Genomic DNA, 21,523 nt, shown 5'->3' with positions numbered 1-21,523 from the left:
TGCGCGGTACGGCGCGGCACGGCCGCCGAATCCGGCCCACTCCCCCATGGCCGACCGCCAACCCGGGCCGGGCGCCGCGCAGCGGCGACCGGCCGCCCGCTCACCGCGTCGCCGGAAATCCCGGCCACCGCACCGGCAACCGGGCTTCCCTCCGCCTCGCGAGCGAACAGACGGACCCGGCCCTGCCGGCCGCGAACCGATGGCAGGATCGATCCACCGCACCCTCGCCGACGGCTGGACCTATGCCCACCACTACCCGTCAGAAACCGAACGCCGAGCGGCCCTACCGGAGCGGCTCCGCTACTGCCATCGCCGCCGAGCCCGCTCCGACATCGGGGGCCTGCCGCCGGTCATCCCACCGACCGACCTCCCTGGACATCACGTCTAGCGCGGCTTCGGCAGCGCGGCCGGGCGGCCCGACTGGGGGCCGTCCGGCCGCCTCGTCGTTCGAGGGCGGCGGCGCCGCGCAGGGTCTGCGCGTTTCGGCCGCGTGCACCGTGGGGCACGGCGGAGCGGTGCGGACCTCATCGTCCGGCCGCCGGTGTTCGGGAACCTCAGCGTCCGTCCAGTGCCAGGTCGACCGCTTCGCACAGGTCGCGGGCGACCGAGGCGCGGCGGCGCGCCGCGGCGATCGCCGCGGGCTCCGTCTGCTCGGTGGGCACCAGGATCGCCCGGGCCCCGGCGGCGAGGGCCGCTTCGACGTCGGCGCCGGTGTGGCCGATCAGGACGCTGCGCTTGGGCCGGGCGCCCAGGTCGGCGGCGGCCTCGGTGACGAGCTCGGCCTCCGCGGCGGTGTCGGCGTCCGTCGCGGTGCCGATGCCCGCGTTCGGATCGGCGGTGTCCGCGCCGGTCCTGAGCGTGCCGAAGGGGCCGAGGAGTTCGCTCACGCGGCGTTCGACCTCGTCGGTGCCGTCCGGGCCGGGCCGGGCGCCGTTGCAGGGCGCGACGAGGCCGAAGGGCACGCCCGCGGCGCGCAGGCGCGCGATCGCGGCCTCGGCGCCGGGCATCGGGGTGACGCCGACGTCCGCCTGCCCGTCCCCCGCGGCGATGAGCGTGCCGTCGCGGACGAACAGGACCGCCTCCGGCCTGCGCACGCGGCGGTGGCGGACCGTCCCGGCGACGTTCCAGAAGAGCGCGACGGGCGGGATGAGGACGCTGGAGAGGGCCATGTCCGCGAGCTCGACGGGCGAGGCCGTGCCCGATTCGGCGCGTTCGGCGACGAGATGGCCGGTGCGGGCCACCCAGGCGCTCGCGGCGGCCTTGCCCCAGCGCTGGCGGCGGATCGTGCCGTAGAGGGCCGCCGCGCCGAGCGCGGTGGTGGCCAGGTGGTGGCCGAACGGCGAGGGCTCCTCGCCGCTGCGGTCGCGCCAGTCGAGGCCGTGCTTGGCGCGCATGAGCGCGTTGTCGGTGTTCCCGGCCTGGTCGCGGACGGTGGCGAGGAAGGGGCGGGGCCGGGCGGGGTGCTCGCAGGAGCGGGCGCCCTCCTCGACGTGCCAGCCCGCGTCGGCCAGGCGCAGGCACAGGTCGACATGCTCGCGGAAGGGCCGGCGGAACCGCTCGTCGAAGCCGCCGACGGCCTGGAGGGCGTCGCGGCGCACGGCGAGGTCGCCGGTGTCCCAGCGGGCGCCTTCGTGGAGTTCGACGGCGCGCTCCTCGGCGGCGGGGCGGCGGCCGATCGCGCGGGAGGGGGCGGTGCGGCCCCGGGAGGCGGCGTCCCTCGGGCCGAGGCCGGCGAGGTCGGCGGCCAGGTCGGCGAACCAGCTGCGGGAGGGGATGGCGTCCTCGTCGAGGAAGGCGACCCACTCGGTCTCGGCCGCCCGCCAGCCGAGGTTGCGCGCGGCGCCGGGGCCCTTGCCGTGCGAGCGCAGCACCTCGTGCGGGAACGGGAGCGGCGGCAGGTCGAGATGGCCGGGCCGGGGGCGGTCGTCGACGACGATCAGCCGCTCGGGCGCGGGTCCGTCGGCGGCGGCCAGCGCGAGCAGGAGGGTTCGCAGGCGCAGGCCCCCGGTGACGGGGATGACGACGGTGGCGTTCGGTGCCGCGGTGCTCATCAGTACCTCCTGGTCGGCGGTCGCTTCGTGCCTCTCGGTCGGCGATCGCTCGGGGACGACCGGTTCCGGGGCGGAGCGCTCCGGACGTGCGCGCGGGCGGGGCGCCCTCGCGGGGGACGCTCGCCGCGGGCGGGCGGCGGGGCCCGCCCGGCACTGGAGCGCCGGTGGACCGCCGCGGTCCTCGCATGGGCTTTCTGTACCCGTGCGGGGCGGCGTCCAACCGCCGCAGGCGGGTGTGCCGCGCCGCTTCGCGAGAGCGTCCGCGCCCGGCGGCGCGCAGTCGGCCGTGTCAGCGTGTGCCCCGCGGCTTCGTGCGGGCGGCGGTCCGGGCGCCTCGGGGCGTCGCTCTTCCGCGGCGTTCCGAGGCGACCGGCCGCCGGGGCGGCCCCGGCCGGAGCCGGGGCCGGGGTCGTCACCGGGATTCGAGGGTGCGGCCCAGGGCGCGGCCGGGTTCGCGCCGGGGCAGGTCGGCGTTCGGCGCCTCCTCGGGGCGGTTCAGGGTCCCCTCCGGTTCGGGCCGGGGCGGGTTCACGCCCGCGATGGGCGCGTCCCGGTCGCCGCCGAGGCGGCGGCGCAGCTCGCCGAGGCCCTTGGCCGTCACGCGCAGCTGGGGCGGGTCGAGCACGCGCTTCCCGCTCCGGGGGTGCGAGTGGGACTGCGGGAGCTCGGAGAGCCATCCGGCGTTGACGGCGGACTGGTAGGCGCGCCAGGAGTGGTCGCCCTGCTGGCGGTAGGCCCAGGAGAGGGCGCCGAGGGTCCCGAAGAGGCGGTTCTGTCCGATCTGGATGGACGGGTCGCGGGAGAGGATCTTCGCGGCGTCGGACACCGAGAAGTCGCCCCGGCCGGAGGCGAGCACCTCCCAGGACGCGGCGGACGGCGCGAGGTCGGCGACCTTGGACTGGAGGTCCCGCTTGGCCTCGAGGGCCGCGAGGTACTTGCGGGCGACCTCGATCTCGTCGAGGGACTCGACGGCGTCGGGCTCGGGGGCCTTGGGGGCGAAGTAGGCCTGGGCGGCGGCGATGAGCGGGTCGCGGGCGTCGCCGCTCATGGCGATGAGGCCGGCGGCGCGCCTGGTGAGCCGGTAGTCCGGGCGGGCGCCGGGGGCGGGCACGAACTCGGCGGCGGGGTCGCCGTCGGTGATGGCGCAGGCGGCGGCGGCTCGGTCCACGGCGTCCTTGAACCGCTGCCAGGAGCGGAAGCCGAAGAGCGGCATGAGGTCTCGGGCGTACCAGTGGTCGCCGCGCCCGTCGAGGCGCTTGGCCTGCTCGAAGGGGACGGACGCGTCGTCGGCGGCGGGGCGGGTGTGGTCCTGCGGGTTCGGAGTGGCTTCGCGCATGGTGGGCTCCGTTCTCTGGAGTTCGCCCGCCACGGCAGGTGGTGCGGCGGCGGACTGTGCTGCATCCTCTTCGATCATACGTTCGAGATATGACATTTCCAAGCCGTCACGGACCGCGATGTCCGCAGCTCACACACTGTTTCTCCGGTGTTCGAACCGGGCCGGCCCCGGCGTCCCGGGACCGGCGGCGCGTCAGTCGCGGCCGACCGCGGAGAGGATCGCGTCGGCGAGTTCGGCGGGCTTGGTGAACTGGGGCCAGTGGCCGGTCGGGAGGTCGATGTAGGAGGCGTCCTTGATGGCCGCGAGCTCCTTGGCGAAGGGGATCTGCTGCTCGACCCAGGCGCGGACCATGGCGCTGCTGAACTCGCAGCAGATGAGGGTGACGGGGACGTCGAAGCGGCGGTCGTCGGAGAGCCGCTGCTCGTCGAAGGCCACGCCCCTGGGGGTGGGGATCGCCCTGGCGCGGAAGGCCTCGCGCAGTTCGGGGGTGAGGTCGACGAGGTCCTCGTCCTCGAACACGTCCCAGTCCGGGAGCGGGATCTCGCCGTCGACCACGGGGAGCTCGTCGTTGATGAGGCCGCCGGGGCCGAGCGGGGCGGAGTCCACGTAGACCACGCGGGCGATCCGGTCGGGGCGGGCGTCGGCCACGGCGTGGGCGATCGCGCCGCCGCCGGAGTGGCCAACGAGGACCACGGGACCTTCGAGGGCGTCGACGGCGGCCGCGACGGCGTCCACGTGGTCGCGCAGGCCGATGCCGCTGCGGTCGGCGTCGCGCGACTCCATGCCGGGGAGGGTCAGGGGATGGGCCCGGTGCCCGGCCTTCTCGAGCTCGGGGATGATCTCGTCCCATGAGGACGCGTCGAGCCAGAAGCCGGGAATGAGGATGATGTCCATGCTCACGACCCTATCGGCAGGGTACGACAGTTCCGGTCGCCGTGAACGGCGGCCTGGCGGCCGAAACGGCCGCCGGGTGCGCGTGCGTGCGCGCGAGTGCTGAAGCGAACGAGCCGCCGCCGCGCGACACCGCCGAGCCGCGCGTGCGCGCGAGTGCTGAAGGCCGTCTACCGTCCCTGACCCCCATCCTCCCGGGGGAAAGGTAGCCCCGCCTTCCCGCTCGGGTCGACAAGAACCGGCCCCCGCGGCGCCCGTGTCGCCCGAACCGGTGACACGGGCTTCCGGTCAGCCGTCGGCGCGGAGGGTCATGACGGTGATGTCCGCGTCGGCGCCGACGCGGATCGGCGGGCCGTTCGTGCCCGCGCCGTTCGTCACGTAGACCTGCGCGCCCCCGTGCCGCTCGAGACCGCTCAGCTGGCCGCTGCGCAGCAGCGACGCGTAGTGCACCGGCCACATCTGCCCGCCGTGCGTGTGGCCCGACAGCTGGAGGTCGACGCCGTACTCCAGCGCCCGGTCGATCGCGTTCGGCTGGTGCGCCAGGAAGACCACCGGCCGCGCCGGGTCGCGGTCGCCAAGGGCCGCTTCGAAGTCCGGGCCGACCTCGCCCGCGATGCCCCGCTGGTCCACGATGAGGTCGTTCACCCCCGCCACGTCGAAGCCCGGCAGCTCCACGCGCGTGTTCGGCAGCCCGGTCATCCCCAGCTCGGCGACCCGCTCGTACCACTCGTCCGCGCCCACGTAATGCTCGGCGTTCCCCGCCACGAAGAACGCCCCGTCGCGCGACTCGAGCCCCGCGAGCGGGTCGGTGGCGTCCCGGATCTGGTCGGCCTCGCTGCTCGCCAGGTCCCCCACGAACGCGATCATGTCGGCCTGGGCCCGGTTGATCTGGTCGACCACGCGCTCGCAGTACCCGCGGCCGCGGATCGCCGAGAAGTGCGTGTCGCCGACGACGGCGATCCGGTAGCCGTCGAACCGCCGCGGGAGCCGGGCCAGCGGCACCGTGACCGGCTTCAGCTGCGGCGTCCGGTAGCCCTCGTAGAGGCCGTGGCCCACCGTGGCGACCGCGATCGACGCCGCGCCGAGGCCGATCGCGCGCGAGATCACCACCCGGCGGGTGTGGACGGCGGGCGGCGGGTCCGCGGGCGGTTCGCCGGGCCCGCGGCGGAGCCGGGACGGGAGCGAGCGGAGGTGGGCGGTGAGGCCGTCGGCGCGGACGGCGGCGCGCTCCTCGCCGGAGCGGCCGCGGCGGAGCAGGCACCAGCGCAGGGCCTCGCCGACGAGCAGGAGTCCGAAGAGGTACAGGAAGAGCCCGAACCAGATCAGGCCGGGCCAGCCGACGGCCGACTGGAACGGCATGGGGGCGTCCGAGGGCACGAAGAAGCGCGCGAGGAGGCCGAAGAGGGCGAGGACGCCCAGCACGACGGCGCCGGCCGGCCGCCACCGCGACCCCGGTTCGGTGGTGTCGCGGCACAGGCGCCACCACAGGTAGTAGTGCAGCAGCGCGAACCCCGCCGTCACCGCGAGGAAGCGGATGACGAACCCCGCGAGCGCCACCCGCTACCGTCCCGCCAGCGCGCCGCCGTTGGACTGGATGATCTGGGCCGTGACGTGCCCGGCCTCGGGGGAGGCGAGCCACGAGGTCAGGGCCGCGATGTCGGCGGGGGCGCCGGGGCGCTTGTTGTGCGCCTGCCCGGCGAGGGTGGCGCGGCGCTGCTCGGTCATGGTGCCCGCGAAGAACTCGGTGTCCTCGATGTACCCGGGGGCGACGACGTTCGCGGTGACGCCGCGGGCGCCGAGTTCGGCGGAGAGGTCGATCGCGTACGGGTGCAGGGCGGCCTTGGAGGCGCCGTAGCTGCCGGTGCCGGAGCCGCGGTAGGCGGCGATGGAGCTGAACAGGACGATGCGGCCGTGGTCGTTGAGGAGCGGCTTGAGGCCTTCGACGAGGTGGACGGCGGTGAGCACGTTGCGTTGCAGGTTCGCGTTCCAGGCCCAGGAGACGCGGGCGAGGCCGTCGAGGTCGGCGGGGGCGTGGAGGGCGGCGTTGCCGCCCGCGTTGGCGATGACGACGTCGACCGAGCCGGTCGTCTCGGCGACGTGGGCGGCGACGCGCTCGGCGCCTTCGACGGTCTCAAGGTCGGCGGCCACATAGGTCGTGGTGGGGCCGAAGCGGGCGGCGGTATCGGCGAGGACGTCGCCGCGGCGGCCGACGAGGACGACGTCGTCGCCGGCGTCGGCGAAGCGGGCGGCGATCGCGCGGCCGATGCCGGTGCCGCCGCCGCTGATGACTGCTGTGCGTGCCATGTGGGGCCTCTCTTCGGGATCGGGTGCCGCAGCGATGCTAGCGCGGGTTCGGGGGCCGGGCCGATGTGGAAGCGGAGGGGCCCGGTCGCGGGGGCGCGGCCGGGTGGGCGGTGCGCGGGCGCGGGGTCAGCCCGCGTCGTCCTCGTTCCCGCGCTCGCAGACGGCCACGGCGTTGTCCTTGATCCAGTCGAACACGCCCACGAGGCGGTCGGCGGTGCCGCGGCCGACCTCGTTGAGGCCGTAGGTGACCTTCGGCGGGACGGAGGGCTCGACCTCGCGCCAGACGAGGCCGTCGCGCACGAGGGTCCGCAGGGTCTGCGACAGCATCTTCTCGCTGATGCCCTCGATGCGCTCGCGCAGCTCGAAGAAGCGCAGTTCCCGCTCGCGCAGGGCGAGCAGCACCCAGATGCCCCAGCGGCTGGTGATGTGGTCGAGCACTTGCCTTGCGGGGCACTCGGAGTGAAACACCTCACTACCGTCCGGCGGGGCCGCCGCGCTGATCTGTTCTCCTCCCGGCATGTCAGGAGCTTACCTCAAGGTATGTCCTTCCCGAAAGTAAGTCTGATCCCTACCTTGGGTTCCACACCGCAATCGAAGGGAACCCGAAGATGATCGTCGTAACCGGAGCCACCGGGAACACGGGCCGGCCGCTGGTCGAGGCCCTCCTCGCCGCGGGCGAGGACGTCGCCGCCGTCTCGAGGGGCGGGGCCGACTTCCCCGCCGGAGTACTCCATCGCAAGGCGGACCTCGGCGTCCCCGATTCGCTCGAAGCGGCGTTCGAGGGCGCCGACCGGCTCTTCCTGCTCGTCCGCGATCAGGCGCTCGACATCGCGCCCGTCGTCGAGGCGGCCGCGGACGCCGGCGTCGGCCGCGTCGTCCTGCTCTCCTCGGAGACCGCGGCCACCAGGAACGACGAGTCGCAGCTGCGCTTCGAGGCCGCCGTGACCGGTTCCGGTCTGGAGTGGACGATCCTGCGGCCGGGCGGCTTCGCGTCGAACGCCCTGCTGTGGAGCGAGTCGATCAGGAGGGGGCGTTCGGCCACCGCGCCCTTCGGCGACGTCGGGATGCCGATCGTCGATCCGCTCGACATCGCCGCCGTCGCGGCGGCGGCGCTCACCGAGGACGGCCATGCGGGCCGGGAGTATTCGCTGACCGGCCCGGAACTCGTCACGCCCCGCGGCCAGGTCGCGGCGATCGGAGCGGCGATCGGCGAGCCGGTGGCGTTCGTCGAGCAGTCGCGGAAGGAGGCGTACGAGCAGCTGCTCCGGTTCTGGCCGGCCGACGTCGTGGAGGCGTCGCTGGAGGTCATGGGCCGCCCGAACGAGGCCGAGCGCAGGATCAGCCCGGACGTGGAGCGGGTCCTGGGCCGCAGGCCGCACGCCTTCGCGGAGTGGGCGCGGCGGAACGCGGCGGCCTTCCGCTGACCGGAGGCGGGACGCCGTGCGCATCGGCCGGCCCGGCCCGGCGTTCCTGCCGCCCTCCTGCCGGTTCATCGCCTCGAAATCGCTGCCGTCCGCTGCTGTACTTGACCTCAGGACACTGCGGCGGCACACCGCCGCCCGAAGGATTGGAGCGAACATGGCACTGGTCAAGGCATTCCTGATCAACGCTTTCGGCGGGACCGTCAGGCCCGCCAACTACCGGCTGCCCTACGCGCAGTAGCCGTGGACCCCGACGGCCGCGGCACCGAGAAGCGGACGCCGCCCACCGGCCCCGACGGTCGGCGGGAACCGGCGACCCGTCCCCCAGGGCCGGTGCCGCGGCCGTTGGGCCTGCCCCCCGCGGACTTCGACCGCGATCCGGTCGCGTGCCTGGCGCGGCTGCGGGACGAGTACGGCGACGTGTGCTCCATCGCCTCGGGCAGGGTCCTGCTCGCCCGTCCTGAATGGATGCACTGGGCGCTGGCCCGCAGCAACGGCGCCGCCCGCGCGGACCAGTTCGAGGAGCCGCCGCAGTTCCGCCGCCCGGACCTCATCCGCGACCACGTCGAGACCTGGATGGCCGCCCGCCGCACCGCGCAGTGGCACCGCCTCGGCCGCGACGTCGCCGAGCGGACCGCCCCGGTCATGCGCAGGAGCCTCCTGTCGTTCATGGACGCCGCGGGCGACTCCCCCGCCGGTCTGGCCGACTGCCAGCTCGCCGTGCTCGACGCCGCCGGGGGCGTGTTCGTCCGGGATCTCGAGGGCCCGCTGCGAAGCGCCTTCCTCGCCGCCGCAGTGCTGCTCCAGCGGGAGAGCATGGCGTCGTTCGCGTTGCCGTACCGGTTCTCCCCCCGGGCGCGGCGGCGCCTGCGCGCCAACACCGTCTGGATCGAGGCCCTCGTCGCGCACGTCGGAGCGCGCCGCGCCGCGCGCGACGCCGCCGAACCGCCCTCGGACCTGCTCGACCTGCTCTTGGACGCCCGTGACGACGACCGTCCGGCGTTCTCCGACCTCGAAGTCGCGCAGGCGCTGTCGATCAACCTCGGCAACGTCTACACGGTCGGCGGGACCGGCCTGGCGTGGCTGCTGGCGGCCTGCGGCGAGCACGGCGTCGCCCGGCCCGAGGGGGTCGGCGCCGAGGACTGGGCGCGCGCCGTGGTGAAGGAGACGCTGCGGCTGTACCCGGCGGTCGCGCTCACCAGCCGGACCTTGACGGAGGACGCCGAGTTCGGGGGCGTCGCGGTTCCCGCCGGGGACTCGGTCGTCCTCAGCTCGCTGCTGCTCCACACCGACCCGCGCTGGTGGCGCGAGGACCCGGGCCGGTTCGACCCGGCCCGGTGGCTCGCCGAGGAGGTCCACGACGCGCATGCGTACCTGCCCTACGGCGCGGGCCCCCGGATCTGCACCGGCGTCCATGTCTCGAACGCGGTGCTGGAGAGCGCGGCGGGCCTGCTCGCGGACCGGGCGGTGACCGGGCGCTCGGGCCTGCCCGGGCGCCGGTGGGGCGCGATCACGCAGCCCCGGAGGTTCCGCGTGCGCATCGGCCGCGGCGCCGCGGCCGGCTGACGGGCGATCCGGTGGGCGCCTCGCCGTGAGCGCCGGCGGATCCGGACCGGCCGAGTCCGGTGCCGGGCCTGCGTAAAAACGGTTTGCCGCGGCAGCTGTTCCTAGTTAACCTAGGTTGAAACCTAGGGAGATTAGGGAGTGGTCGGGATGCCGAGAATCGGGCTCACCCGGGAGGCGCTGGTGGCCGCCGCCGCCGACCTCGCCGACGAGATCGGGTTCGAGCACGTCACGCTCGCCGCTCTGGCGAAGCGGTTCGGGGTGCGCGACGCGAGCCTCTACGCCCACGTCAGAGGCCTCGCCGACCTGCGCGAGCAGGTGGCGCTCCTGGCCCTGGACGAGTGGGCGGACCGGCTGGGCTCGGCCGTGGCCGGGCGGTCCGCCCATGCGGCGCTCACGGCCTTCGCCGACGCCTACCGGGGCTTCGCCACGACGCACCCGGGCCGGTACGCCGCCACCCGCTCGCCCCTCGCGCCGGAACTGGCCGCGGCCTCGGCGGGCGCGGTGCGAATCCTGGAGCTCTGCTACGCGCTGCTGCGCGGCTACGACCTGGAGGAGCCGGACGCCACCGACGCGGTCCGCCTGCTGCGCAGCACCTTCCACGGCTTCAGCGACCTGGAGGCCTCCGGCGGGTTCATGGCCGCCCGCGACCTGGACACCTCATGGCGCAAGGCGGTCGACGCCCTGCACCGCACCCTGACCGACTGGTCGAACTGACAGGAGACCGCGATGCCCGACGGCACCGTCACATTGCACCGCAGCACCATCGGCTACGACCGCCGAGGCGGCGGTCCCCCGCTGCTGCTCATCCCCGGCGGTTCGGGCGACGCGGGCGTCTTCGGCCCGTTCGCCGAGCGCCTGGCCGAGGCGTTCGACGTCGTCGGGATGTACGGCCGCGTCGCCTCGCAGGGTGGGGCGGACGCCGACCAGCGCCCGGCGGACCACGCCGAGGACGCGCTCGGACTGCTCGACGCGCTGGTCGAGGGGCCGGCGTTCGTCTTCGGGTCCAGTTCGGGCGCGGTGACCGCGCTCGAACTGGCGGTCCGGCATCCCGAACGCGTCAGGCTGGCGGTGGTCCACGAGGCGCCGATGACCCGCTGGCTGCCGGACGCCGAGGCGCGGCAGGGGATGTTCGAGCAGGTCAGGGAGACCGCACGCACCGGCGGGACGGGCGAGGCGATGGCGGTGATGGCGGCGGGCATGGCCGCCGGCGCCGCGGAGGCGCCGGTCGAGGTGCGCCGGTTCGGCGACTGGTACGACGGTTACGCCGAGACGGCGCCCGAACCGCCGGCGCCGGAGCTGGCGGCGGTGTTCGCCCGGCTGAGAGGGCTGCAACCGGCCTTTCTGGAGCACCTCCTGGTGCCCTTCGCCGCCCACGCCCCGAATGAGTTCGCGCTGCAGGCGAACGCGAATAAACTGGTACCGGCCGCGGGCGTCGACTCCCGGGGCCAGCTGCCATACCGGTCGGCCGCCGCGCTCGCGGAACGGATCGGCGCGCCGCTCACCGAGTTCCCCGGAGGCCACCTCGGCCCGGTCGAACGCCCGGCCCTGTTCGCCCGAGCGCTGACCCGGCTCCTCCACGACGCTTGAGGACCGACATGGACTGCACCGTGCGCCCCTACCTGCCGACCGACGAGACCGCCTGGCTGCGCTGCCGGGCCCTGGCGTTCCTGGACACCGCCTATTTCGACGACGTCAAGCGCGTCAGGCCCGCGATCGCCGCCCCCGGCTTCGCGCTCGTGGCGGTCGGCCCGGACGGCGCGGTCATCGGCGTGATCGACGTCGAGGTGGAGCACGGGGCGGCGACCGTCGAAACCGTCGCGGTCCACCCCGACCACCGGTCCCGGGGCGTCGGCGGCGCGCTGCTGGAGGAGGCCCTCGACCGCCTCGCCGCGCTGGGCGCGACCACGCTGGACGCCTGGACCAGGGACGACCCGGACACCTTGCGCTGGTACCGGTCCAACGGGTTCGCCGAGGGCGACCACTACCTCCACGTGTACGCCGACTACTACACCGACGCGGCCGAACCGGACCGCGCGATCGGCGGGCGGCGGCCGGGCCTGCGGCCGGTCAAGGCCCTCCTGCACGCGGCGATGGCCGAGGAGGCCGCCATGCGCGAGCAGTTCGCGCGGGTCCACGTGTGCCGGCGCTTCGTGCGGAGCGTCAAGGGCTGAAGGCCGTTCCGGAGGCGTCGCGCAACGGGCGCAACGGAAACGGCGAAGGCCGGGAGGGCGGGCCCTCCCGGCCTTCCGAGCGGTCTAGTCCCAGTCCTCGAGGACGTCGCCGATCGCGTCGTTGAAGTCGGCGACCTCGGCGTACACGCCCGGGCTGCCGGGTTCGGCGCAGCCGTAGCCCCAGCTGACGATGCCCGCGAGGATCAGCTCGCCGTCCTCGCCGGGCGCCATGATCGGGCCGCCCGAGTCGCCCTGGCAGGAGTCCACGCCGCCGTCGGCGAGGTCGCCCGCGCACAGCATGGTGGCCGCGTCGATCTCACCGGGGTAGGCGTCGGCGCAGGCCTCGTCGTCGACGAACGGCACCTCCACCCACTCGGCCACGGTCGGGAAGCCCGCGCCGGTGTTGCCCCAGCCCGCGACCTCGAGGGCGTCGAACTCGGTCGGCTCGGTGCCGACCTCGATCGGCTCGGCGTCGACCGGCTCGTCCAGGAGCAGCAGCGCCCAGTCGTTGGCGAACGCGACCGGCTCGTTGAAGTCGTGGGCGAGGTGCAGGTCCACCACGTCGGTCTCGACGAGGTCGTCGGACTCGAGGTCGACCGAGCCGGAGAAGACCACCAGCTCATCGGGGTCGGTCGTGTCCTCGACGCAGTGCGCGGCGGTGAGCACGACGGTCTCGGTGATGACCGAGCCGCCGCAGAACTGCCGCTCCCAGGGGGTGCCCTCGCCGGAGGAGCCGACGCCGACGAGCCAGGGGTACTGTCCCTCCTCGGCGGGCTGGCCGCCGATGATCTTGGTCTCGAAGTCGCCGCCGGGGCTCGGCTCCTCCGCGTTGGCCGCGGTGCCGGCCCAGGTGAGGGCGGCGGCGCCGACGCCGGCCGCGAGGCCGGCGCCGAGGCGGATCAGGTGCTTCCTCTGCTTGTCCACTGTGATCCTTTCGGGGTGGATGTGAGGGTTGGGCCGATTGGCCGTCCTGACCCGAAAATACCGTATTCTGCCGGGACCCCTCCCGGACCCGAAGCGCGACAGCCGCACCGAGGTCGCGGCCCCGCAGGGTTCCCGTCGCGGGCGGCGCGGCGCTCCCCGCCGCTCGGACGCGGGCGCCGTCACTTGTTGGGTTCTCCAGGGATCAGGATCCGCGGCTCATTGTCGACCAGGGCCGCCCATGAGCCGTGGTCGCTGCTCAGGTTGGGCAGGGCCTCGTCCCGCTTCCCCGCCAGGATCCTCTTGCACTGCTCGGCCGCGTTGAGCAGCTGCTGGAGCAGCACCGACCCGTTCTGCGGCTGGAGCGCCATCTCGTGCTCGATGTCGAAGTTGCCGAAGAACGCCGCGAGCCAGTCGCTCACCGGCGCCTCGCTCGAACTGCCCGCCAGTTCGCCGACGCCGTCGGCCAGGCTCACGATGGGGCCGGAGTGCTTGATCGTGTTGAAGGCGGTCCGGACGATGATCTTCAGGCCCGGGTCCGTCGAGGTCCTGAGCGCGTCGATGTTATCGCGGACCTGCTTGAGCATCATGCCGATGTTGACGTGGACCGCCAGTTTCACCGCACATTCGGCGAGGGCGCCCTGGATCAGCTGCGCCGCGATCATGCGGTGGAACCCGGCGGCGGGCCGGAGCAGGTCGCCGAACTGCTCGGCGCCCGCGTCGGCGTCGGCGCCCTCCCATGCCGCGAACAACTCTTCGACGCGGGTGAACCCGTTCCGGTCATGGGCCCGGATGAGGTGCTCGACCACCTGGTCGACGTCGCTGAGCCCTTGGAGCAGCATGTCGGCGGCGGTCAGCGAGCCGTCCTGGAGCACTGCGTTGAAGGCGAGATCAACGGCTGTGACGGCGGTCCCCGCGTCGGTGCGGGCCGCGTCGTCGATCGCCTGCTCGTCGGCGGCGCTCGCGTCTTCGGGGACGTAGAACGGCAGGATGCCGGAGGGCCGGCTCGGGTATTCGCGGTGGCGCCGGGAGCGCGGACCGGGGTACTCCGAACCCGGTCCGGAGTTCTTCTGGGCGAAGACCTGGTCCTTGGTGAGCCTGATGACGAACGCGTAGTCCGGCCACATGGCGAGGGCCTTCTCTCGCTGGAACATCTCGATGAACGGGTCACGGAGGTCGCGGATCATCTCGGGGATGTCGCCGTAGTCCTCCTTCAGCTGCGCGAAGTCGATCGGCTGGTAGGCGGTCATGCGGGCGGCTCCTCTCAGGGTCGGGTCCGTGCGGGTCAGAACGCGGCGGCCGGGCCGCCGAGTTCGGCTTCGTAGGGGTTGTCGTCCAGGAGGGCGGGGGCGGGCGGGAGCTCAGGCGCCGCACCATAGTTCACGGAGGTCGACGGGGCGTGGCCGTTCGCGTCGATCTCGGATTCGATCTGCCCGAAGGCGTTCACCAGTTCGCCTTCCAGGATCTCCTGGTCCTCGGCGATCCGGATGAGCGTGGGGCCCATGGCGCGGACGTTGGAGCCGGTCTCGAACACGATGCCGTAGAAGAGGGTGAACATCTCGTTCCACTTGTCGCCCAAGGCGTGCGCGCCGAAGGCGGAGTCCCTGACCTGTCCGGCGGCGGCGGTCTTCGAGGCGATGTCGTCGTAGAAGTTGGCGATGTCGGGGCAGACCTCCTCACCGACCTCGCGGATGGCCTGTGGGTCGTACTCGATCCTGTCGCTCATGGCGGGCGCTCCCGGGTGTCGGGTCTCCACGGTCGGTTCACCGCAGACACCGGAAGTTTCGTACGAGCCGTCCCGGATTCGTCCCGCCGCCGCAGGGTGGCTTCGTGACGGGCCCGTGATCACAGCGGCGGCAGGGGCGCCGGAGCGAGGGCCGCATCGCCCCGATCGGGGCGATGCGGAGCGAAATGACATGAATTCATTGACATATTTTTATCTATATGCAAACCTTAAAGAAAGATCGGCTGATATCAGCATATTTCTTCCCTACTCCCCCAAAGGATTGCGTATGCTCCTGAAAACCCTGCTCGCCGGTGCCGGCGTGGTGGCCGTGCTCCTGGCCCCGGCCACGGACGCCCCGGCGCACGACGCGGCCGACGCGCACACCCACGACGGGAACATCCTGACGCTGAGCGTCATCACCGACCCGACACCCGAACAGGTGGAGGCCGCCGCGGAGGAGGACTTCACCGCCCTCGACCACGGCGACAAGGGGCACACCTACCCGCCCGACGTCGACGGCAACGTGCCCACCTTCTACGGCGGCGACTGCCACGACAACGTCCTGGCCTACGCGACCTGGTGGTCGGTGGGCGACTGGTACATCGTGTACGACAAGTGCGAGATGGAGCGGTACGGCGCCGGCCAGTCGGACTGGGACCGCGTCGGCGCGCACGAGAAGGCGCACACCGACGGCTGGGGCCACGGCGAGGAGCCGCGGGACCGCAACGCGGCCTTCGAACCCGGCATCGTCATCTGCGGCTGCTGATCCGCCTCGAGCGGCCGGCCGCCGAGGGGCCGGGCGTCCCCGAGGTCCCGGCCGCGACGCGTCCCCGAGCGCGTCGCGGCCGGTCCGCCGTCAGTGGGTCAGCACGATCTTGCCGCGCGCGTGGCGCGTGTCGCTCAGTTCGTGCGCGGCGGCGACCTCGGTGACCGGGAAGGCCTCCGCGACCGGGATGCGCAGCCGGCCCTCGTCGGCGAGCGCCACGGCGATCCCCAGGCCGTGCAGCGCCATCGGGTCGGCCCCGGGCAGGAGCGGCCTGCCCTCGTCGTCGGTCGGCGCGCTGTGGGACAGGTGCACGCCGTGGGCGGGCGCCTCGAAGTCGGCGATCGTCACCACCCGCGAGGGGTCCCCGGCGATGGCGATCAGGTCGGGCAGCGCCCCTCGGGCGCAGTCGAACACCGCGTCCACGCCGTTCGGGGCGAGTGCGCGGACCCGTTCGACCAGGCCCGGCCCGTACGTCGTGGGGGTCGCGCCGAGGGCGCGCAGGAAGTCGTGGTTGCGCTCGCCGGCCGTCCCGATCACGGCGGCGCCGCGGGCGAGGGCGAACTGGACGGCGACCGAGCCGGTGCCCCCGGCCGCGCCCTGCACCAGGACGGTCTGACCGGCGCCGACCCCGAGCCGGTCGAGGACGCGGGTGGCGGTCTCGACGGCGCCCGCGGCGCCGCCGGCCTCCTCCCAGCTCCATGCGGCCGGTTTGGGGGCCCAGGCGGCGAGGACCGCGAAGTCGGCGTTCGCGGTGCGCTCCTCCATGGAGGTGAGGCCGAAGACGGCGTCGCCGACCGCGACGCCGGTGACGCCCTCGCCGACCTCGTCCACCTCGCCCGCGGCCTCGACACCGGTCCGGTACGGGAACGTCATGTGCACGGCGTCGCGGTACGCCCCCGACCGGATGAGCGCCTCCCCCGCCGAGAGCCCGGAGGCCCGGACGGCGATGCGGACCCGGCCCGGTCCGGCGTGGGGCTCCTCGATGTCGGCGACGTGCACCACGCCGGGAGGACCGTACTCGTTGAACTGCACTGCTCTCATGCGCCGACCGTAGCGGAGCACCCCGTCCGTTTGGCTAAAGTGAGAGTCGTGACGGCAGAAGTGAGAGCAGGGCTCCGGTCGGACGCCCGCGACAACCGCGAGCGCATCCTCGCGGTCGCCCGCGCGGCGTTCGCGGCCGAGGGCGTCGACGTGCCGATCCGGGAGATCGCCCGGCGCGCCCAGGTCGGGGCCGCCACGGTGTACCGGCGCTTCGGGACCAAGGAGGCGCTGCTGAGCGAGGCGTTCGCCGAGCAGATGGCGACGTGCGCGGCGCTCGCGGAGGAGGCGCTGGCGGCGGAGGACCCGTGGGAGGGGTTCAGCGTCATGATCGAGAAGGTGATGCGGATGCACGCCCTCGACCGGGGCTTCGCCCGCGCGTTCACGTCGCGGCTCCCCGAGGCCGCCGAGTTCGCGGCGGAGCGGGACCGGTTGCTGCGCATGGCGCTGGAGTTGACGCGGCGCGCGAAGGCGGCGGGCCGGCTGCGGAGCGACTTCGTGCTGGAGGACCTCAGCCTGGCGCTGATGGCGAACGAGGGCATCCGGGCCGAGACGCCCGCCATGCGGGCGGCGGCGTCGCGCCGGTTCGCGGCGCTGATGCTCCAGTCGTTCCGGGCCGACCCGGTCCCGGCGCCGCTGCCGCCGCCGGTCCGGTTGCCGCTCAACGGGATCTAGGACCCGCCGGGCCGATCCGCTCGGTGCGGCCCGTCCGGCCCGGGCGCCGGTAGACTGCCCCGCAGGCACCCCTCGCCAGCGGAACCACCGACCAGCAGGGAAGGCGGAGCGACCATGCCCGCGCACACCGACATCGACCTCGTCGTGTTCGACATCCTCGGGACCCTCGTCGACGAGCCCGGAGGCGTCCGCGCCGCCATCGGCGAGGCGGCCCCCGACGCGCAGGACCCCGACCGGCTCGTCGAACTGTGGTTCGGCCACGTCGAGCAGGAGCAGCGGAAGATCGTCGAGGGCCTGCGCCCGTACGTCGACGGCGACGCCGTGAACCGCGAGGCGGCCGAGCTCGTGGCCGCCGAGGCCGGCGTCGCCGACCCCGCCGCGGTCGAGCGGCTGGCGACCGCCCAGCGGCGGCTCGCCCCCTGGCTGGACACCGTCGACTCGCTCGCGACGCTGTCGCAGCGCTTCCCCGTGGTGGGCCTGTCCAACGCGAGCCGGGAGACGCTGATCCGCTTGAGCGCCTACGCGGGCCTGCGCTGGCACTTCCTGCTCTCGGCCGAGGAGGCGCGCAGCTACAAGCCCGCGCCCGAGGTCTACCGGCTCGCGTTCGACCTCGCCGGGGTCGGCCCCGAGCGCATCCTCATGGTCGCCGCCCACGCGTGGGACCTCCGGGGAGCGCGGGCGGCCGGGTTCCGCACGGCCTATGTCGAACGGCCCGTAGGGGACCCACCGCGGGAGGACGACGACTTCGACTACCGCGGCGGGAGCCTCGAAGAGGTCGTCGCCCAGATCGCCCATTAGCGGAGACCGGCGTCACAGCACCGATTCCGGGGCCCTGACCTGCGGCCGGAGGCGGCGGCACGGGCCTCATGAAATGCGATTTCATCGACGCCGGCGGGACCGGCTGCGACACTGAAGCGCATGACGACCGACAGGAAACACCTCATCAGGACCGCCATCGAGACGCTGTTCAGGGACGGCGACCCCGAGGCCATCGCCCACTGCTTCCGCGACGACTTCGTCGACCGCGGACCGGGCGTCGTGGCCTCCAGCAGGGCCGAGTGGATCGAGGCCGTACGGCAGGTCCCCTCGGCCGACATGAAGATCGAGATCCGGCTCATGCTGGAGGACGGCGACCACGTGGTCATGCTGTCGCGGCGGTGGCTGCCGTGGGCGGGGCACTGGATCGCCGTCGCCGACGTCTGGCGCTTCGAGGGCGATCTCGTCGCCGAGCACGTCGAGGTCTTCCAGCCGATCCCCGAGGAGGACGCCTCGGCCGTCCCCAGCGGCCTCATGCCGTGACGGAGGCGGGCGGGCTGCTGCGCGAGTGGCGGCAGCGGCGGCGGATGAGCCAGCTCGAGCTCGCACTCGCCGCCGGCGTCTCGGCCAGGCACGTCAGCCTGGTCGAGACGGGCAGGTCGACGCCGAGCGCGGACATGGTGCTGCGCCTGGCCGAGCGCCTCGACGTGCCGCTGCGCGACCGCAACCGGCTGCTGCTCGCGGCCGGGCACGCGCCCCGGTACCGCGAGCGGCCGCTCGACGGGCAGGGCCTCGCGGCGGCGCACCGGGCCGTCGCCGCGGTGATCCGGGCCCACGAGCCGTACCCGGCGGTGGTGATCGACCGGCGCTGGAACGTCGTGATGGCCAACCGCGTCCTGGAGCGGTTCCTGGAGGGCGTCGACCCGGCGCTGCTGCGGCCGCCGGTCAACATGCTGGAGCTGGGGCTGCACCCGCAGGGCCTGCGCTCGCGGATCGCCAACCTCGACCAGGTGCGGGCGGTGCTGCGCGCCCGGCTGTCGCGGCAGCTGGAGCGGACGCGCGACCCGGAGCTGGCGGCGCTGTACGAGGCGTACCTCGCGCCCGGCGTGGCCGACGGCGAGGGCGGCGTCCCGGTCGAGGACGAGATCACCACGCCGATGGTGATCCGCCACGGGAGGCGGGAGCTCAGGCTGTTCTCGACCGTGACCACGTTCGGCACGCCGCAGGACATCACGCTGGAGGAGGTCTCGATCGAGTCGTACTACCCGGTCGACGCCGCGACCGAGGCGGCCCTGCACGCCCTCGCCGCGGACCGGACCGCAGACCCCGGGCTTTGATAGCGTTTGCGGCATGAGCGAGCCGACGCCCTCCGCCTTCCCGCTGCGCCTTCCCGGGATGCCGCTGCACGACCCGTACGTGGTCGCCGACGCCGAGAGCGGCCTGTACCACCTGTACACGTCGAACCAGGCGCTCGACGGCGGCCCGGCCGGGGTCGGCACGATGGTCTACCGGTCGCCGGACCTGCGCGCATGGGCCGAGCCGGTGCCGGTGTTCCTCGTCGAGGAGGAGCGCGGGCCCTGGGCGGTCCACGGCGCCTGGGCGCCCGAGGTGCACCGCTGGAACGGCCGCTGGTACCTGTTCACGACCCTCCACGACGCCGAGGCACCGCTGCCGGTGCCGAAACCGGGCGCGTACGGGACGCCGTTCCCGGTCGCGAACCACCGGCGCTCCACAGTGGTCGCCGTCGCCGACGCGCTCACCGGCCCGTTCCGGATGCTCAAGCCCGGGGAGCCGACCCTCCCGGCCGAGCTGATGACGCTCGACGGGACGCTGTTCGCCGACGGGGACGGGCGGCCGTGGATGGTCTACGCCAACGAGTGGCTCCAGCGCATCGACGGCACCGTCGAGGCGTTCCCGCTGACGGACGAGTTGGACGCCGTTGCAGGGGAAGCGGTCATGCTGTTCAAGGGCTCGGACGCGCCCTGGCTCACCCGCGAGCTCCCGGCCGGGGTCCCGAACCAGCTGGCGCCGTATGTGACCGACGGGCCGCAGCTCCACCGCGCGCCCGGCGGGGCCCTGGTCTGCCTGTGGTCGACCTACGAGAAGAACCGGCTCACGGAGGGCGGCGTCGACGGCGACTACGTCCAGACCTGGGCCGTCTCGCGCTCGGGCCGCCTCGAAGGCCCCTGGGAGCAGCGCGAACCGCTGGTGCGCGGCGACTCCGGGCACGGGATGCTCTTCACGACCTTCGAAGGGACGCTGATGCTCGTGCTGCACCGGCCCTTCACCGGCGCGCGCGGGAAGCTCTACGAGATGGCCTGGGACGGCGACGACCTGCGCGTCGTGCGCCAGCGCACCGACCTCGACGGCGACTGATCAGACCAGGTCCGGGGCGTCCATGACCTGGGTCTGCTCCATGGCCTTCTGGTATCTCGGGTCGGCCATGCGCTCGCCCATGGCCTCGGCGTCGACGTCTTCGACCCGCTCCTGAAGCCACCAGAGGTGCCCGAGCGGGTCTCGCACGCGGGCGACCCGGTCGCCCCAGGCCTGCACGTCGGTGGCGGGGGTGACGACGGCGGCCCCGGCGTCGACCGCGCGCTGGAGGGCCGCTTCGACGTCCTCGACCCACAGGCGCATCATCGCAGGCGTGTCCACTTTGAACGGCGTATCGAACATCATCACGATCGAGGTGCCGATGCGGACCTCGGCGTGCCCGATCGAGCCGGGTTCGGCGCCTTCGACGCGGCCGAGCTCCTCGGCGCCGAAGGCCGCCTTGAGGAAGTCGAGCAGGCGGGCGGTGTCCTTGCCGGAGATCCACGGGGTGACCGTGCCGTAGCCGTCGGGGATCGGATCGGGCTTGGCGTTCATGGCGACTCGATTCCTGGGTCGCGTCGGGTACCGCTCGACCATATCAGAACGGAATTGTTTGTTCCAACAACTCCCCGGTTCGACGGGAATTCGCTGGACACGGGGGCCGCTTCGTTCTAGCGTTCGGGCGATCCGCAGGGCGATCGACGACGAGGAGGTGCATTTCATGGAGGTCCGGGCACGGCGGCCGCTTGGCGGCCGCCTTCCGACACCGTCATGACCTCAACGACAGCAAGGAACTCACGAGTGGATCTCCCACGAAGCTTCACCATCGCCGAGAGCGGCCACCGCATCCACAACCCGATCGATGACCGCAAGCTGGCCCAGCTCGGCCGCGCGCTGCGGCTCGAGCCCGGGACCACGGCGCTCGACCTCGCCAGCGGCTCCGGCGAGATGCTGTGCACCTGGGCCCGCGACCACCAGGTCACCGGCACCGGTGTGGACATCAGCGCCGCGTTCACCGCCAAGGCGAAGGCCCGGGCCGAGGAGCTCGGCGTGGCCGGGCGGGTCGCGTTCGTCCACGGCGACGCCGCCGGGCACGTCGCGGACGAACCGGTCGACCTGGCCGCGTGCATCGGCGCGACCTGGATCGGCGGCGGCACCGCGGGCACCGTCGAACTGCTCCAGCGCAGCCTGAAACCGGGCGGTCTGATGCTCGTCGGCGAGTGCTACTGGCGGCTCGACCCGCCCGACGAGGCCACCGTCAAGGGCTGCCACGCCCAGGGCAGGGACGAGTTCCGTTCGCTCCCGGGGCTGGTGGACCACTTCGGCGACCTCGGCTACGACGTGGTCGAGATGGTCCTGGCCGACCAGGACGGCTGGGACCGGTACAGCGCCGCCCAGTGGCTCAACATCCGCCGCTGGCTCGACGCCAACCCCGGCGACGAGCTCGTCGGCCAGATGCGGACCGTGCTCGACCAGGGCCGCGCGAACTACGTCCGCTACCAGCGCGAACATCTCGGCTGGGGCGTCTTCGCGCTGATGCGGCGCTGACGACCGGCCACGGGGCCTCCCGCCGGACCCGCTGCGGCGC

24 protein-coding genes are annotated in these 21,523 nt (G+C 73.6%); 13 read left to right on the top strand and 11 right to left on the bottom strand.

Annotation, left to right across the window (positions count from 1 at the left end):
• Positions 1 to 554: 554 nt before the first annotated feature.
• The 6 genes from LO763_RS10555 to LO763_RS10530 form a co-directional block, all read right to left on the bottom strand.
• Complete coding sequence (locus LO763_RS10555; RefSeq protein WP_230601944.1) at positions 555 to 2,051, bottom strand: HAD hydrolase-like protein; 1,497 nt, start codon at positions 2,049 to 2,051, stop codon at positions 555 to 557.
• 412 nt (positions 2,052 to 2,463) lie between these two features.
• Positions 2,464 to 3,387 (bottom strand): phage antirepressor KilAC domain-containing protein, encoded by a 924-nt coding sequence (locus tag LO763_RS10550; RefSeq protein WP_230601943.1) that lies wholly within the window; start codon positions 3,385 to 3,387, stop codon positions 2,464 to 2,466.
• A gap of 192 nt (positions 3,388 to 3,579) precedes the next feature.
• The gene (locus tag LO763_RS10545) at positions 3,580 to 4,281 is read right to left on the bottom strand and encodes an alpha/beta fold hydrolase (protein ID WP_230601942.1); all 702 of its coding nucleotides are present in this window, start codon (positions 4,279 to 4,281) and stop codon (positions 3,580 to 3,582) included.
• A 285-nt stretch (positions 4,282 to 4,566) separates the two neighbouring features.
• Positions 4,567 to 5,835, bottom strand: a complete 1,269-nt coding sequence (locus tag LO763_RS10540) for a metallophosphoesterase (protein WP_230601941.1) — start codon at positions 5,833 to 5,835, stop codon at positions 4,567 to 4,569.
• A gap of 3 nt (positions 5,836 to 5,838) precedes the next feature.
• Positions 5,839 to 6,582, bottom strand: coding sequence for an SDR family NAD(P)-dependent oxidoreductase (locus LO763_RS10535; RefSeq protein ID WP_230601940.1), 744 nt, complete (start codon positions 6,580 to 6,582; stop codon positions 5,839 to 5,841).
• Between the two features lie 126 nt (positions 6,583 to 6,708).
• Positions 6,709 to 7,020 (bottom strand): winged helix-turn-helix transcriptional regulator, encoded by a 312-nt coding sequence (locus tag LO763_RS10530; RefSeq protein WP_230601939.1) that lies wholly within the window; start codon positions 7,018 to 7,020, stop codon positions 6,709 to 6,711.
• A 170-nt stretch (positions 7,021 to 7,190) separates the two neighbouring features.
• On the opposite strand from LO763_RS10530, the gene LO763_RS10525 reads away from it, so the two are divergent.
• The 6 genes from LO763_RS10525 (at position 7,191) to LO763_RS10500 (ending at position 11,740) form a co-directional block, all read left to right on the top strand.
• Complete coding sequence (locus tag LO763_RS10525) at positions 7,191 to 8,006, top strand: NAD(P)H-binding protein (protein ID WP_230601938.1); 816 nt, start codon at positions 7,191 to 7,193, stop codon at positions 8,004 to 8,006.
• Positions 8,007 to 8,022: 16 nt separating this feature from the next.
• Positions 8,023 to 8,244, top strand: coding sequence for a hypothetical protein (locus tag LO763_RS10520; RefSeq protein ID WP_230601937.1), 222 nt, complete (start codon positions 8,023 to 8,025; stop codon positions 8,242 to 8,244).
• A gap of 104 nt (positions 8,245 to 8,348) precedes the next feature.
• A complete protein-coding gene (locus tag LO763_RS10515) occupies positions 8,349 to 9,569 on the top strand; it encodes a cytochrome P450 (RefSeq protein ID WP_230601936.1) in 1,221 nt (406 codons plus the stop codon).
• 147 nt (positions 9,570 to 9,716) lie between these two features.
• Positions 9,717 to 10,283 (top strand): TetR/AcrR family transcriptional regulator, encoded by a 567-nt coding sequence (locus tag LO763_RS10510; RefSeq protein WP_230601935.1) that lies wholly within the window; start codon positions 9,717 to 9,719, stop codon positions 10,281 to 10,283.
• A 12-nt stretch (positions 10,284 to 10,295) separates the two neighbouring features.
• Complete coding sequence (locus tag LO763_RS10505; protein WP_230601934.1) at positions 10,296 to 11,156, top strand: alpha/beta fold hydrolase; 861 nt, start codon at positions 10,296 to 10,298, stop codon at positions 11,154 to 11,156.
• A gap of 8 nt (positions 11,157 to 11,164) precedes the next feature.
• A complete protein-coding gene (locus tag LO763_RS10500; RefSeq protein ID WP_230601933.1) occupies positions 11,165 to 11,740 on the top strand; it encodes a GNAT family N-acetyltransferase in 576 nt (191 codons plus the stop codon).
• 84 nt (positions 11,741 to 11,824) lie between these two features.
• On the opposite strand, the gene LO763_RS10495 is transcribed toward LO763_RS10500, so the two are convergent.
• The 3 genes from LO763_RS10495 to LO763_RS10485 all read right to left on the bottom strand — a co-directional run bounded on the left by LO763_RS10495 (position 11,825) and on the right by LO763_RS10485 (position 14,387).
• Positions 11,825 to 12,664, bottom strand: a complete 840-nt coding sequence (locus LO763_RS10495) for a S1 family serine peptidase (protein WP_230601932.1) — start codon at positions 12,662 to 12,664, stop codon at positions 11,825 to 11,827.
• A gap of 179 nt (positions 12,665 to 12,843) precedes the next feature.
• Positions 12,844 to 13,911 (bottom strand): hypothetical protein, encoded by a 1,068-nt coding sequence (locus tag LO763_RS10490; RefSeq protein ID WP_230601931.1) that lies wholly within the window; start codon positions 13,909 to 13,911, stop codon positions 12,844 to 12,846.
• Between the two features lie 35 nt (positions 13,912 to 13,946).
• Positions 13,947 to 14,387 carry a hypothetical protein gene (locus LO763_RS10485; protein ID WP_230601930.1) on the bottom strand — a complete coding sequence of 147 codons (441 nt, stop codon included), beginning with the start codon at positions 14,385 to 14,387 and terminating at the stop codon, positions 13,947 to 13,949.
• Between the two features lie 286 nt (positions 14,388 to 14,673).
• On the opposite strand from LO763_RS10485, the gene LO763_RS10480 reads away from it, so the two are divergent.
• A complete protein-coding gene (locus LO763_RS10480; protein ID WP_230601929.1) occupies positions 14,674 to 15,153 on the top strand; it encodes a hypothetical protein in 480 nt (159 codons plus the stop codon).
• A 90-nt stretch (positions 15,154 to 15,243) separates the two neighbouring features.
• On the opposite strand, the gene LO763_RS10475 is transcribed toward LO763_RS10480, so the two are convergent.
• Positions 15,244 to 16,194, bottom strand: coding sequence for an NADP-dependent oxidoreductase (locus LO763_RS10475; RefSeq protein WP_230601928.1), 951 nt, complete (start codon positions 16,192 to 16,194; stop codon positions 15,244 to 15,246).
• A 48-nt stretch (positions 16,195 to 16,242) separates the two neighbouring features.
• On the opposite strand from LO763_RS10475, the gene LO763_RS10470 reads away from it, so the two are divergent.
• From LO763_RS10470 to LO763_RS10450, 5 genes are all read left to right on the top strand, one after another.
• Positions 16,243 to 16,866, top strand: a complete 624-nt coding sequence (locus tag LO763_RS10470) for a TetR/AcrR family transcriptional regulator (RefSeq protein WP_230601927.1) — start codon at positions 16,243 to 16,245, stop codon at positions 16,864 to 16,866.
• Between the two features lie 114 nt (positions 16,867 to 16,980).
• A complete protein-coding gene (locus LO763_RS10465) occupies positions 16,981 to 17,664 on the top strand; it encodes a haloacid dehalogenase type II (RefSeq protein ID WP_230601926.1) in 684 nt (227 codons plus the stop codon).
• Positions 17,665 to 17,784: 120 nt separating this feature from the next.
• Positions 17,785 to 18,165 carry a nuclear transport factor 2 family protein gene (locus LO763_RS10460; RefSeq protein WP_230601925.1) on the top strand — a complete coding sequence of 127 codons (381 nt, stop codon included), beginning with the start codon at positions 17,785 to 17,787 and terminating at the stop codon, positions 18,163 to 18,165.
• The gene (locus LO763_RS10455; protein ID WP_230601924.1) at positions 18,162 to 18,959 is read left to right on the top strand and encodes a helix-turn-helix domain-containing protein; all 798 of its coding nucleotides are present in this window, start codon (positions 18,162 to 18,164) and stop codon (positions 18,957 to 18,959) included. The genes LO763_RS10460 and LO763_RS10455 overlap by 4 nt, the downstream gene beginning before the upstream one ends.
• 13 nt (positions 18,960 to 18,972) lie before the next feature.
• Positions 18,973 to 19,998 carry a glycoside hydrolase family 43 protein gene (locus LO763_RS10450; protein WP_230601923.1) on the top strand — a complete coding sequence of 342 codons (1,026 nt, stop codon included), beginning with the start codon at positions 18,973 to 18,975 and terminating at the stop codon, positions 19,996 to 19,998.
• Here the strand turns inward: LO763_RS10450 and LO763_RS10445 are convergent, their stop codons facing one another.
• On the bottom strand, positions 19,999 to 20,490 hold the full coding sequence (locus LO763_RS10445) for a VOC family protein (RefSeq protein WP_230601922.1): 492 nt from the start codon (positions 20,488 to 20,490) through the stop codon (positions 19,999 to 20,001).
• A 246-nt stretch (positions 20,491 to 20,736) separates the two neighbouring features.
• Between LO763_RS10445 and LO763_RS10440 the strand changes: the two genes are divergently transcribed.
• Positions 20,737 to 21,483, top strand: coding sequence for an SAM-dependent methyltransferase (locus LO763_RS10440; RefSeq protein WP_230601921.1), 747 nt, complete (start codon positions 20,737 to 20,739; stop codon positions 21,481 to 21,483).
• Positions 21,484 to 21,523: the final 40 nt, after the last annotated feature.

The organism is Glycomyces amatae (genome assembly GCF_020991375.1).
Classification (GTDB): Bacteria; Actinomycetota; Actinomycetes; order Mycobacteriales; family Micromonosporaceae; genus Glycomyces; species Glycomyces amatae.
Note: the sequence above shows the minus strand (reverse complement) of the source record. Positions and strands in the feature narration are given on the sequence as shown.